Genomic DNA, 12,355 nt, shown 5'->3' on the forward strand with positions numbered 1-12,355 from the left:
GTTAGATGTGCCAGGGTATTCAAGCACGTCCCGACTACATCGCCCGCCCGGAAAGACCCGCCAAATTCACTACCTTTCCGAGTTGGAGCCTGGCCTGCCCGCTATCGGCCGAGCAGGCAGCTCCGCAAAGTCCTTCAAACCATCGAGGTAGGCCCCCGCCTGGCATGCCAGACAGAGATGCGCGACGTCGGCCTGCTGCAGTGCTACAGCCAGCGCCTTCCCCAACGCATCTCCGTTCGCGGGTGACAGGACAGACGAAATCCGGAAAATCGTTCCAGCCTCGGTATCGTAATCCTCAAACTGCCACCCTGCCTTGCCGAGCCTGCGCCTGGTCAGCCGTGCAAAGTGCATCGAAACGAGGTCACTCAGGTGGGCACCCACGGCGACGCCGTTCCCCCAAATCTCGCCGAAGTCGAAGAAGGGGTTGTCCACGATGTAACCTTCGATGCCGACCTCCGAAACATCCATCTCGTCGAAGGTGTAGAGGAACATGCCTCCCCAATTCGCCCGAAGGCCTCGCCGGCGAGCCGCGGGCCACTCGCGCGAGAAAACGGGAAGCCACGGCCATTCGGCAGTCGCGTTTGCCGCGACGCCATTGGCTAGGATGCGGCGAAGCGCCACGTCAGAGTAGAGTTTGTCTACATACATGGGACATCTAAGCCTCTGACCGACCGAGAAACACGCTACAAATATGTCGTGTTACCGGGGAAATAGGGTGAGCATGCTCGGACTATTTGAGCACACTCCGGGTGATCGGCAACAGCGATCTCTCGGTCAGCCCGCACAGCAGCTTCGGATCTTGGCACGCCCTGAGGGCTTCGTCTATGTCCGTCGCAGCGAGCCAAGCACCAGTCTTCCGGCCCGCTGCCTCAAAGGCCGCCTCGTCGGCCGGGTCGAAGAACCCCAATAAGCAGAACAGTTGCGACGTCATGTCGTTGTCGCTCCACTCCAAAGAACTTTTCTTCAGATACCGCTCGGACTTCGGTGCCAGTATGGCATTTGCGAGATCACTCAGAAACAGTCCAACATCCTCGGCGTTCTGCCGCAAATGTGGCAGTTGCAGGAATGGGTCAGACCTCAGATACCCGGACAGCCAGACCATGGTTTCACCCGCGGAGGACGGGTGATTGAATTCCCCGACGATGCAACCCCACGATGTGCGAAGGCCCCGTACTGGACGTTGTGCGTACTCCAGGTCTTCCAATGCGAACCGGTCCTCAGCATCTTCGATCAGGCTGGCTCGAGCTACTGCGACCAGCGCTTCGGGTAGGCGGATGAGCGGCCAACGCTCAACGGCCGCTGGAGAGATTCCCTCACTCAGAATATCCCCGACCTCTGCGCGGCTGTATTCTTTCTCCTCGTGCATGCCTTACTCCTGTTTCTCGCTGATTCGATAGAGACGTTGACGTGTGATGCCTAACTCGGCAGCAGCCTTGCTCTTATTTCCGTCATGCCGACGGATCGACGCAAGGACCTGCTCTTTTGAGACCTGAGGCTTACCGACCGCCGCCATGGCGGTGAATGTTGATAGGTAGGCTCCGCTCTTCGACGGCTTGCTATGGCCAGCGCCAAGTACCACCGCCTGAATGGCCTGTCGATGAGCCTCCAGACCAGGGGCATCGCCACCCTTGACGGGGGCCGGCGCGCCCGCCAACTCCTCATACATCTCCTGCGCCCACTCATGACGCAAGCCGTGACTGGTCACCCCCAGTCCTTTCTTGTACACACCATGCTTGCGCAACACTGCGTTGTAATGATTACGCCATCGCGCGATGTTGTACGTCGCCGGGGTTGTTGAGCCGGTCATCGGATCAACGAGCCGAGCGGCCCGATCCAATACGAAGAGCTGTAGGCGAACGGGGACGTCTCTCTTACGGCCGCCCTTGGTACCGTCCACCACCCTGAGTGTGTCCAGGTTCTTCAGCGCGGAAGCAACTTTGAGCGACCAGCTCTCTTCGACACGCAGGCCGAATGCGGCCTGCAATTGCAGCTGTACCGCGACTCTCGGGTCATCCTTCTCGACTTCGGCAATCACAGCCCTCGCGTCAATGCCGCTCCCCTTCCACGACTTGTCCTTAGTCGTTACGTAGGATCGGATAAGGCCATGCGCCCGCCTGTCTGTGTACTCGCCCAGGGAGCGGATCAAGTCGCTCTTCCCCAGCCACTGACAGAAGGCCTTGAGGTGGCTCAGTTTGTTCTCGATCGTCCCGCCCGTCTGCCCTTCTTCCACCCATCGATCTACCAGAGCCTGTACGTGCTTATGCCGCAGCGAGTGGGGGCTCTCAAGCATGAAACCTTGCTCACGCAACTCCACGATCGACCGACAGATCGTGTACATACGCCTCTCCTGCGTCTTCAGAGACGCGGCTTTCAGGCTCACTCTCGTCTGACTGAGGATCTTTCTCAGGTTGTCCATCAACGCCACTTCCAACTCGGCCCTCATGCGCGTTGGCAGATCGTACTTCGCTAACAGCGCTCTGACATTGAACACCGCGCCCTGACGCATCGTTCTCTCCTGTTTCCCATACCCGGCGTTGCGCATGCAGTGGTCCCCGTAACACCGCGCTTTGCTTCGACGCCCTGTTCCACCGTTTAACCACCGGACGTGGTCCTGCCCTTCCCTGTCCTTTAGCGATTCCATTGGCTGGTCAGCCCTCACGTGGAAGAAACGTGCATGACTGTCCCGACTCAACCTATCGCGCTCCGCGCTATCGATTGGCCAGGCTACCCGGTTGCCGGAGGAACCGCTCTCCAGCATGAACGCCGTCCGGTGCATGCACCGAGCGACGCCGCCCGCGTAACTCTTGTTGCGCTGTTCTTGGTAACGGCCGCGCACGCCGTGCTCATGGAGTTGGAGCGTCAGGTTGACGAAGTCAGCCTACGTCCTGCCCTTCAGGTCGCGACGTCTGAACCGCTGTGTATCGGGTTCACCGTTCGCACACCCCGCTTTCGCCGCTGGGCTAGTGGAAGAGTTCGAGGCACTGCATGTGTCCGAGTGTCCGGCCTGCACATGTCCTCATCTCAGCCAATTCCCCAAAACCGCCCGCAAAGCCAATTGGTATCGCGGTGTCCGGGGTCCTCAGTGTGGGCCAGTATGTATCTGAGCCGATTGAAAAAAATGCCGCGACATTGTGCGGCGTGGACAGTAGCAGCCCGATGCCCGTTTCGAGAACAGTGTCGGGTGCGGATTTGCCGCGCGAGTGGCGGCGAGGTCGATGCGTCGGGGACGCGGTAAGAGCCCACAGGATAGCCGAACACCGCCGTGGCGAACAACCGAAACGCGCTCGTTTTCGGGAGGTTTCGACGACTTGACATTGGATTTTGCTCGGTAGAGTTGGTGACATAGGGAGGCACTAAGTGGAACTATCGGTGAGCATCTGTCACTTGCTCACCGATAGTCACCGAACCGGCTGACATCAAGTGTCAGATACCGGACGAAAGTCCCCGTATCTGGCAGATTGAATCGAGCCTTCCCTGTTTGCTATCAACCTCGCAACAAACCTTTCGGAGCGAATCCATGCAGCAACAGAACGGCGAATCGAAGATCGCGAAGACCGCCACCCTCGCGGTCGATGTGGGCTATGGCAACACCAAGACCGCATTTGCACTCGGCTCGGAGATTAGGACGAACATGTTCCCTTCGCTCGCCCCCCAGGCGGCGACCTCGAGCCTCACGCCCGAGAGCGGCACGATCTTCCAGGCGCGCAAAGTGGTCAACGTCACAGTGGATGGTGCACGATATGAAGTCGGGCCCGGCGTGTCGCTTAGCGGTGCGTACAACACCGGCCGTGCGCTGGCGGAGGATTACGTCACGACGCCGAACTATGCAGCGCTTCTCGCCGGGGCACTCTTCTACTCCGGTGCCACCGAGATCGAACGCCTCGTGCTAGGCCTGCCGGTTCACAACACGCAGAAGTACGGGGGCTTCCTGCGCGACCGGTTCGTCGGGCGGCATGACTTTGGCTGGGGCGAAGTCAACGTGAAGTCGGTCATGCCCCTGCCGCAGCCCCTCGGCACGCTGGTGACCTACATGCAGCAGAGCGGCAAGCAATACGACCCCGACAACTCGTATCTGGTCATCGACGTTGGGTACTTCACGACTGACTGGATCGTGGCCCGTGGCTACACGATGGACGATACGCGCAGCGGTGGCGTGCCGGGTGGCGCGGCACGCGTTTACCAGCAGATCGCCAGCCTGATCGCGGCCGAGCAAGGTCAGCCCTTCGACGCCATCGAGCGGGTCGATCACGCGCTGCGCACGACGGGCAAGCTGCTGTTCTACAAGCAGGACCTCGAGCTGGGCCGCTATCTCACCGAGGCAATGGCTGTTACCAATCCGGCGATCAAGGAGTTGCAATCGCGGGTGGGACGCACCGACGACATCCGGGCCATCATCCTGACCGGCGGCGGCGCGGCGCTCTACGCGCCGACGATTCGCGCGGCCTTCCCGCTGAACGACATCCACATGATGGATTCGCCCTGCTTCGCCAACGTGCGCGGGTTCTACACCATTGGCGCCGCACGTCAGGCGACCAAGGCCGCCGCCTAAACGGGGAGTCCCATATGGACAAGCTGGAGATGAAGCTCACGCTGACGTCCGACTCCACGCCGGAGCTACTTCGCTACCTCAGCGGAATCCCCAGCGCCCGGGATCGGGCATTTATCCTGAAGCGGCTCGCGACAGTCGGGCTGTCGATGCTGGGCGACGGCGCGGGCGCCGATGCGATGCTTCTGCCGTCTCCGGCCGCTGCATTGCCGACTCGGTTGCCGTTGGCTGGAATGCCGACAGGCAATCGGCCCGCTGTCGCGGCGCAACGGCAGCCCATGCAATCGTACCCGGTTGCGCACATACCCGCCCAGGCGGCGGTGGCGGAGTCCGCCGCGGGGCCCGTAGTTCGTCCCGCGCCGGCACCCCGCCCCGCAAACAATGAGGCAGCGAGCCAGCCGAGTCCGGATAGCGCTGGACAGCCTGCGGGGTTCGACTTTCTGGATCTCGATGCGCTGAACGCGGCCACCGCTCAATTCGATTGAGCACTTGACACACGAATTTTTCGGGCAAGCTTGTATCATCTCTTAACAAACCGAGGAGGAAAGATGTTCGATTACCTGTCCACTACCGCTGACGTGAACCGCTTTGTCTTCTACGTTACGATCGGCTTCTGCGTTCTGCAGGCCGCCATCGAGGTCTATAAGGCAGCTCGCAGCCGAGACTGACGCGGTTCTCGCCGCGCAAAAAAGAAAAAGCCCCAGCAATGAACTGCACCCCAAGAGTTGGACACTGATCCAACCCTTGGGGTGTTTTTCATGGCGAAGCACGACGAGCAATTGAAGCTCAGAGTAGTAAAGCGATATCTGGCCGGAGGTATAGGCTTTAGGGAGCTAGCGCGGGAGTATGGGGTGGGCCGTACGCTGGCCCGCGAGTGGGTTGCGCTGCATGAGCTTCACGGTCGACGCGGGTTACGACGCAAGGGGCACAGCAAGTACAGCGCGGAATTCAAGCTGGCGGTGCTTGAAGGCATCCAGCGGGACAACCTGTCGCAATCTGAGGCGCGAGCGATCTGGGGGATTCGTGATCCGGGTGCCATCAGCCGTTGGGAGCGCCAGTATCATGAGGGTGGTCTGCCTGCACTATTGCCTCGTCCCAAGGGACGTCCCCGGAAGATGCCGAACTCATCACCACCCGAACCCATTGCGCCGGAATCCGAACAGGACCAGCGTACCCGTGAGCAGTTGCTCAAGGAGAACGAATACCTGCGCGCGGAGGTGGCGTACCTAAAAAAACTCGATGCCTTGATTCGAGCGGAGCAGCGTCAGGCGCCGCGCGCAAAGCGCAAGTAGTACTCGAATTGAGGCAGCATCATCCATTGGCCGTTCTGCTGGCGGTGGCAGGACTGGCGCGCAGCACCTTCTACTATCAGCAGAAGGCCCTGCTGGCAGGAGACCGTTACGCTGAACTCAAGCAGCGCATTCGAGCGATCTATGAGCGCCATCGAGGCCGATATGGCTATCGGCGCATTACTGCGGCAATTCGGCAGGACGGCGAGGTAGTCAATCACAAGTTGGTCCGGCGCCTGATGCTGCAGTTGGGCCTGAAGTCGCTGGTACGACCGAAGAAATACCGCTCTTACCGGGGAGGGCTCGGACTGGCAGCTCCGAACCTGCTCAACCGACAGTTCGCCGCACAACGGCCTAACGAGAAATGGGTAACGGACGTAACCGAGTTCAACGTGAAGGGGCAGAAGTTGTACCTGTCGCCGGTCATGGATCTGTACAACGGCGAGATCGTCGCGTGGCAGAGTTCCACACGGCCCACGTTCGATCTGGTCAGCGGCATGCTGAAGAAAGCGATCTCACGCCTCAAGCGTAGTGAGCGGCCATTGTTGCATTCGGATCAGGGCTGGCAATATCGGATGCCCGCCTATCGACGGCTCCTGGGCAAAAAGGTCCGTCAGAGTATGTCCCGTAAGGGAAATTGCCTCGACAATGCCGCGATGGAAAGCTTCTTCGGAACGCTCAAGTCGGAGTTCTTCTACCTGAACGAGTTCGACAGCGTGAAGCAGTTGCAAAGTGGGATCCGACAATACATCCACTACTACAACAACGAACGTATCCGACTGAAGCTAAAAGGGCTGAGTCCCGTGCAGTACAGGACCCAGCCCTTGCAAGCCTAGTCTTCTTGAACCGTCCAACTTCTGGGGTTCAGTTCACAATGCTGGGGCTTTGTTCGTCAGAGATGGGCAAGCTTCAGTGAAGCGTGCCGTGGGCCAGGCAGAAGTCAGCGGCCGAGTCGAAGGACAGATTGCCTTTGACGAGCGTGAGATCGCGCGAGGACTCGCGACGATACACGTGAAAGAACTGAGCTTCAGATTGGATTGCCGGAACGTCGGATGTACCCGTCCTGCGCATAGCGTGAATCTGCAACTTGTTCACGATCGCGGTGAAGCCTTTTTGCGGCATTGCATTACTCCTGAGAGAGAGCCTGCCGAGGTAAAGATTCGCCCTATGGGACGAACCCACAGGGCAGAGGTTAAAAAGAAGCCGCCTCAAGGGCGGTGTTAGGTCAGGCCGGCACCACGTGCCGCGACATCTGGCGCAACTGATAGACGGTGCGCCATTCATCGCAGAAGTCAGTGCCCCTCACCTTGGGTCGGTGCAGCACGACCTTGAAGCCAGCCTGGCGCAAGCGCTTCTGAAGGGATAGTGCATCGGCCATGCCTGGCGATTTGCCGGTCGTGGGATCAATGGCATCGAAATCCGCGAAGATGTGCACCGATTCAATGCCAAGACCGTCCGGCACAACAAACTGGCTGAGTAGTACCCGGTTCAGGCAGTACCAGGCGGGAACGCCGAATTGCATGTAGGCGGCATACGCCGTCTCCAGCCCCTCGGCAATCGCCAGTTCGCCGTTACGCGGCGCCATCAATCGCACCGCGCCGCCGGCCAGCGGCAGCGCCGTGACATCGTTGCGCTTTGCCGGCAACACCTCACCGTCCTGCGTGATGATGGTGGCCTTTTCCGGCTTGCTGGGGTCCAGCGTAGTGCGGTGAACGGTCGCCATACGGCCGTCAGGCAGTGTGAACTGCGCAACGATCGTCGGGTATTGGCCAACCACCCGCTTCTCGTACCAGTAATCCTGAACCGACAGCCGCAACGCCTGCGGCATTGGCGCCCTCAGGCCCGGGATTCTGGCCGCGAGATAACGCATGGCGTGATCGCCGGCGGACAAGGGGGATGCGCTTGCCCACTGGCTCTCGATCCGCAGGCGCTTCGCCTCGGAATCGAGCGGCTTTCGCAAGGATGCTGGACGCCCGGGCAGTTGCAAAGGCGTTGGACTCGAAGCGCCATTGAGCCGACGCTTCAGCTCAGAGTAGGACATGTTGGTGTACCGACGGACCAGCTCGAGACCGTCGCCGCCGCTTGGACTACCGTCATTGCATTTGCGACATACCCAGTCGCCGCGGCCACGGTTCCGCGTGTATGTGAATCGATCCTTACCCCCGCATATTGGGCAAGGACAGGGGCGGCCGCTCCAGAAGGCATCGGTCAGGACGCCTGCGGGCAAGTACTCGGCAATCAGGGCGTCCCACTGTCGGGATTCCCAAGCCGCAACAATCACGCTCAGATCTTTCAGTTTCATGGGATGGCTCCTGTTGGGAGGGGTGGGTCGATGCCTGAGACAGGCGAAGGAACGCTTGCTCAAAAGACATCCCGGCTGCGAGCCAGAGGGTCTTTTCAGCATGGCGCTGGCAGTTGAGGAACGGGAGTGGCGCCGCAGGCCGCAGCCAGGAGAATGGAAAGGACTGCTGCCGGAAGACCGGCACCAGGAGAAACTGTGTTAGAACTGAATGTCGTCTTCGTCCGTGTCGTCGAAGCCACCACCGCGCCGTGCACCGCCGCCGCCGTAGCTTCCGGCCGACTGCTGTCCACTTTGGGCGGGCTGTCGCTGATGACGTTGCTGCGGCTGGCCGCGGCCTGCGCTGCGCTGGGAGCCTTCGCAGTACGCCCCTGCTTCGGCGCCGGCGTCATCGCACCCCGAGTGGTCACCACGGCCGCCCAACATCTGCATCTGGTCGGCCACGATCTCGGTGCTGTACTTGTCCTGCCCCGATTGATCCTGCCACTTGCGTGTGCGGATGCGGCCTTCGATATAGACCGAAGAGCCCTTCTTCAGGTACTGGCCAGCGATCTCGGCGAGCTTGCCGAAGAACGCAATGCGGTGCCATTCGGTAGCTTCCTTGAACTCTCCGCTCTGCTTGTCCTTGTAGCGATCGGTGGTCGCCATTCGGATATTGGCCACAGCGTCGCCGCTTGGCATGTAGCGGACTTCCGGGTCGGCCCCGAGGTTACCGATGAGGATGACTTTATTGACAGATGGCATAGAGGGTCCCTTTAGTGAATGCGATTGATAGACCAGACCCAGCGGTCCCAGAGCTTCTGCTGACGGGTCTCTCGATCGATGATGGGGCGGCCTGTCTTCTGGTCGAAGGCGGGCACCTTTTCCTTGTGCAGACGGCGGATGCCAACGCGCTCGCCGAGCTCGCAACGGGCATTGGCCAAAACGTCCTTGAGGCCCTCACCCTGCAGAATCTTCTCGCCAGCGCTGGTTTCCAGCTTCACGGCGAACGAGGTGTAGGTCGGCTTGCCACCCGGCTTGCGATTGGGGAACTCCATCTCGCCCCACTCCAGCAGCTTGCCCACGGTGTAGTTGGATGATGACGCCTCTGCAGCGCGCGGCTTAGCCTGTGTTTCCGAAGCGATGCTTTCCGACTCCGCAGCAGCCTGCGCCGGCTTGTCGGACTTCGCGCCTTTGCGTTGGCCGCCGCCCGCTTGCTGCTTCGCATTGCGCACTACCTCTTCGGCAACCCCTTGCGGGGTCACTCCAGGCTGGCCATACGTACGCACCTTGCTCCAACGCGGCACGACCTCCGGAAGCAGCTTGTTGCCGAATGCCGTGTGTTGGATGCGGCGATCGAACTCCGCGACGAAGTGCACCACGCGGTCGCCTTCGTCCCGAAACAGATTCGGGATGCCATCGATCTGCATGTGGAACTCGTTATCGGCGCCGGTGCCTACAGGGATCATGTCCGCATGCGAAGCTTGATCGTGGCGGATTTCTGCACGGTCGCGGGTCAGCGCGGCGGCGGCCTGCTTTATCAGATTGAACAGTGACATGGGATTTCAGAGAAGAGAGCCGTAGCACTGGCGCTTGACCTCCTCGAGGACAGCCGTCAGGCGGGGGTTACCAAGGACCACGTCTTGCAGAACCTCAGGGCTCACGCCGCTGATCTCACAGACGTAGGTATAGGGAATGGCGCCATCCCAGAATCCGAAGATCCAGCCGATCGTCATGGATAGTTCCTTGTGATCGACCGTCTCGTTACGGATGCGCTGTCGCAGCAGCTTCGCGCAATCCAACAGGGATTCAGGCATGTTGACGCCGTGGCGGCTGCCACAGGCCAGATAAATGAGCGCATCGGTGAGACGCTCACGCAGCGCTTCATCGAGCGCCGGGTCGTCGGCCGTGTGAGGTTGTTCGATGGCTTGAGGAGCAGCAACGATGGCAGTCGCTTCTCCGAAGAAGTCCAGTTGCCATCCTGCGTGTGTTGGTTCCATGATGGTCTCCGGACGGGCGTCCGAAGACCCACCTGCCGGCGGGTATCGGATACCCGCGACAGGTGGAAGGCGCCGCCCATAGGCTGGGCGGCGATGGATCAGGAACGGTTGTCCGTTCCCGTTCGGCGAAGCGGCGTCACAACTGCCGAGCGTTCGTAACGCTGCTCGGGTTGCTCCTCCGCTTGAGGCGCGTCGGCTTTCGGCCTGGACGGAGAGTCCGGCATCGAGACTTTCGGCGCCGCTGGCACGCTACGGCTGGTGAGAACAGCCTTGTTGTACAGATACGAGATCCCAACGATCGTCACGAAGACGCCGACAGGGAACGATTGGGATGCGAGGTACAGCACCATGCAGAGCGCCAGCAGTTGCAGAGGGCGCTTGACGAGATAAGCAAGGGATTCCACGGTTTCTCTCCGAAACATTGCAAGGGATGGTCCTGACGGATGTCAGGCGCTGGTTCGATGCTCAGTGAGCAAGGAATCCCGTGGAGCGCGCGCCAACGCGCTTGTGTCATGCCCGGGGCATGGCACAAACACGCTGTGCGGGAATGGAAGTGGGGAGGTGGGCGGTGGTCCCGCAATGGGGCTCACTCACCGGGTCGATGCGTCTCAGACGCGGGCGTAGGTCAATGCTAAACGACAGAATCGTGCTGCGGACGCCAGTAAGCTCACTAAAACTATGCGTCTTTCCGGGGAAATCGCATGAGCATGCTCACGCCATTTCATATTATGGAATATGCGACAGATTTAATATATTCTTAATTCTGTATTTAGTTTCTCTCAGATGAGCCCCGTACCGGAGGGGTAGGTCCCTAAATCCGCGCGCGTCGGCCCCGATAACACGCACACAATTGACCAGCTTTCGGCAATTGCCGGTAAAAGCTACCCCAAAAATGCGAGCTTTTGGCCGTCAGTAAGCACAGAGCGTTTCGTAATCTCCTGACTTGAGACTTGACAACGCGTTTTGCTCGATACGCTGGTTGTTGTGTCCCTTGTTCGATGAGTGAGCGAAACATGCCCGAAAAAAAGAAAAAACCATCCGACGCATTGGTGCCGACAGCGGCGGCACCGAAAGCCGACATCGTCGAGTTCCCCATGCCCAAAGAAAGGGCCGGGATGCTAGACGACCTACGCCGCATCATGGGAGGCCTGAGCGACGACCAGTTCGATCGCTTGTGCGACAGCGTGCGCAACGTCCAGCGAACCCGCGAGAAGATTGAGCGGCTGCTGCTGGACATGGGCGCAGACTTGCAGCACATCAACGACTGCTCGATGGAGTCTGCGATCAACGAGTTCGGCGACACTCGCGGCGCGCGCATGCGCGGATGGGACAAGTTCAACGAGATTGCCCAAGAACTCCTGGGCCTTCACCCCAACCAGGCGAAGCTATATCTGGGCCTCTACAGACGCTTCCTCAGCCACAACGGGGCACTCGCGAAGCTGAACATCGGTGAACTCATGATCCTGCGCAGCACGGATTACACCGATGAAGAAATCACGGCGGTAATCGATTACAAGGAGAACGATCCCACGTATCGTCGCAAAAACATTCGCGACTACGTCGAGCAGCTTCGCAAGAAGCACGAGCAGGTGCTCGACGTGACAGCGCGGCTCGAAACAGCGACGTCGGAACTTGCAAACACGGTTCAGGACAATGCTGACAAGGACATCGAGATCCGCCGACTCAATGAACAGGTGTCCAAGCTGACAAGTGAACGGGACGCTGATCGCGAGGCGTTGAGCCACGTCCGGGAAGAACTGACGCGCCATAACAACGCGCAGAGCGTTCAGCAGATGCGAATTGACGATCTCGAGCGCGAGACACGTGAATTGCAGGAACGGATGGCGAATGCACGCAGCATCGCCAAGACCGAAACCGTGGAGGTCGCTGTGGTGCCCCCGGGCTACGCCACGCTGGAAGAGGCGCTCTCCGCGAAAAACAGCGAACTGGAGTCCGCACGATCCGCGCTCGCCGACATCGAGGCGCGCCGCCAGCACATTGAGCATGAGCTCGCCGAGCGCGCCAAAGCGCTGGACCGACGCACCAAAGCCGGGGATGCGCTGACAGCGCTCGTCCACCAGTTCGAGAAGACCGTCGCGGCATTTGCGACCACTCAGATGGCCGTGCAGATGGACGGCGGCGTGGAGCAGTTCCAGTCCACGCTCACTGTCCTGGACAGCATCGTCGGCCGCCTTCAGGCCGACATTCGCGCCGCCCTCCAACTTCGCTAATCCCTGCCCGA

13 protein-coding genes are annotated in these 12,355 nt (G+C 60.2%); 4 read left to right on the forward strand and 9 right to left on the reverse strand.

Translation table 11 applies throughout. The features are described 5' to 3' along the window. Positions 1-69 precede the first annotated feature (69 nt). The 3 genes from DFLDMN_RS31965 to DFLDMN_RS31975 form a co-directional block, all read right to left on the reverse strand. Positions 70-492, reverse strand: coding sequence for a hypothetical protein (locus tag DFLDMN_RS31965; RefSeq protein WP_423200712.1), 423 nt, complete (start codon positions 490-492; stop codon positions 70-72). Positions 493-730: 238 nt separating this feature from the next. Beyond that, on the reverse strand, positions 731-1,366 hold the full coding sequence (locus tag DFLDMN_RS31970; RefSeq protein WP_423200713.1) for a hypothetical protein: 636 nt from the start codon (positions 1,364-1,366) through the stop codon (positions 731-733). 3 nt (positions 1,367-1,369) lie between these two features. Next, positions 1,370-2,506 carry an integrase domain-containing protein gene (locus DFLDMN_RS31975; RefSeq protein WP_423200714.1) on the reverse strand — a complete coding sequence of 379 codons (1,137 nt, stop codon included), beginning with the start codon at positions 2,504-2,506 and terminating at the stop codon, positions 1,370-1,372. Positions 2,507-3,517: 1,011 nt separating this feature from the next. Here DFLDMN_RS31975 and DFLDMN_RS31980 point away from each other — a divergent pair. The 3 genes from DFLDMN_RS31980 (at position 3,518) to DFLDMN_RS31990 (ending at position 6,671) form a co-directional block, all read left to right on the forward strand. Continuing rightward, positions 3,518-4,549, forward strand: a complete 1,032-nt coding sequence (locus DFLDMN_RS31980) for a PRTRC system protein D (protein ID WP_423200715.1) — start codon at positions 3,518-3,520, stop codon at positions 4,547-4,549. Between the two features lie 14 nt (positions 4,550-4,563). After that, complete coding sequence (locus DFLDMN_RS31985) at positions 4,564-5,031, forward strand: hypothetical protein (RefSeq protein WP_423200716.1); 468 nt, start codon at positions 4,564-4,566, stop codon at positions 5,029-5,031. 273 nt (positions 5,032-5,304) lie between these two features. Next, positions 5,305-6,671, forward strand: a protein-coding gene (locus DFLDMN_RS31990) for an IS3 family transposase (protein WP_423196806.1) whose coding sequence is annotated in 2 segments (ribosomal slippage) — positions 5,305-5,782 and positions 5,782-6,671 — 1,368 coding nt in all. Because the reading frame shifts where the segments join, the coding sequence is not laid out codon by codon here. A gap of 73 nt (positions 6,672-6,744) precedes the next feature. Here the strand turns inward: DFLDMN_RS31990 and DFLDMN_RS31995 are convergent. From DFLDMN_RS31995 to DFLDMN_RS32020, 6 genes are all read right to left on the reverse strand, one after another. After that, the gene (locus tag DFLDMN_RS31995; RefSeq protein WP_423200717.1) at positions 6,745-6,957 is read right to left on the reverse strand and encodes a hypothetical protein; all 213 of its coding nucleotides are present in this window, start codon (positions 6,955-6,957) and stop codon (positions 6,745-6,747) included. A 103-nt stretch (positions 6,958-7,060) separates the two neighbouring features. Next, positions 7,061-8,131, reverse strand: a complete 1,071-nt coding sequence (locus DFLDMN_RS32000; RefSeq protein WP_423200807.1) for a DUF7146 domain-containing protein — start codon at positions 8,129-8,131, stop codon at positions 7,061-7,063. A gap of 204 nt (positions 8,132-8,335) precedes the next feature. Next, positions 8,336-8,878 (reverse strand): single-stranded DNA-binding protein, encoded by a 543-nt coding sequence (ssb, locus tag DFLDMN_RS32005; RefSeq protein WP_423200718.1) that lies wholly within the window; start codon positions 8,876-8,878, stop codon positions 8,336-8,338. 11 nt (positions 8,879-8,889) lie between these two features. Next, positions 8,890-9,672, reverse strand: coding sequence for a hypothetical protein (locus DFLDMN_RS32010; RefSeq protein WP_423200719.1), 783 nt, complete (start codon positions 9,670-9,672; stop codon positions 8,890-8,892). A gap of 6 nt (positions 9,673-9,678) precedes the next feature. After that, entirely contained in the window at positions 9,679-10,113 is a 435-nt protein-coding gene (locus DFLDMN_RS32015; protein ID WP_423200720.1) for a hypothetical protein, read from the reverse strand. A gap of 98 nt (positions 10,114-10,211) precedes the next feature. Next, the gene (locus tag DFLDMN_RS32020; protein ID WP_423200721.1) at positions 10,212-10,517 is read right to left on the reverse strand and encodes a hypothetical protein; all 306 of its coding nucleotides are present in this window, start codon (positions 10,515-10,517) and stop codon (positions 10,212-10,214) included. A gap of 609 nt (positions 10,518-11,126) precedes the next feature. Here DFLDMN_RS32020 and DFLDMN_RS32025 point away from each other — a divergent pair. Continuing rightward, positions 11,127-12,344, forward strand: a complete 1,218-nt coding sequence (locus tag DFLDMN_RS32025; RefSeq protein ID WP_423200722.1) for a hypothetical protein — start codon at positions 11,127-11,129, stop codon at positions 12,342-12,344. The last annotated feature ends 11 nt before the right edge of the window (positions 12,345-12,355 follow it).

It is taken from the genome of Cupriavidus sp. H19C3, assembly GCF_049393815.1.
In the GTDB taxonomy this organism is placed as follows: Bacteria; Pseudomonadota; Gammaproteobacteria; order Burkholderiales; family Burkholderiaceae; genus Cupriavidus.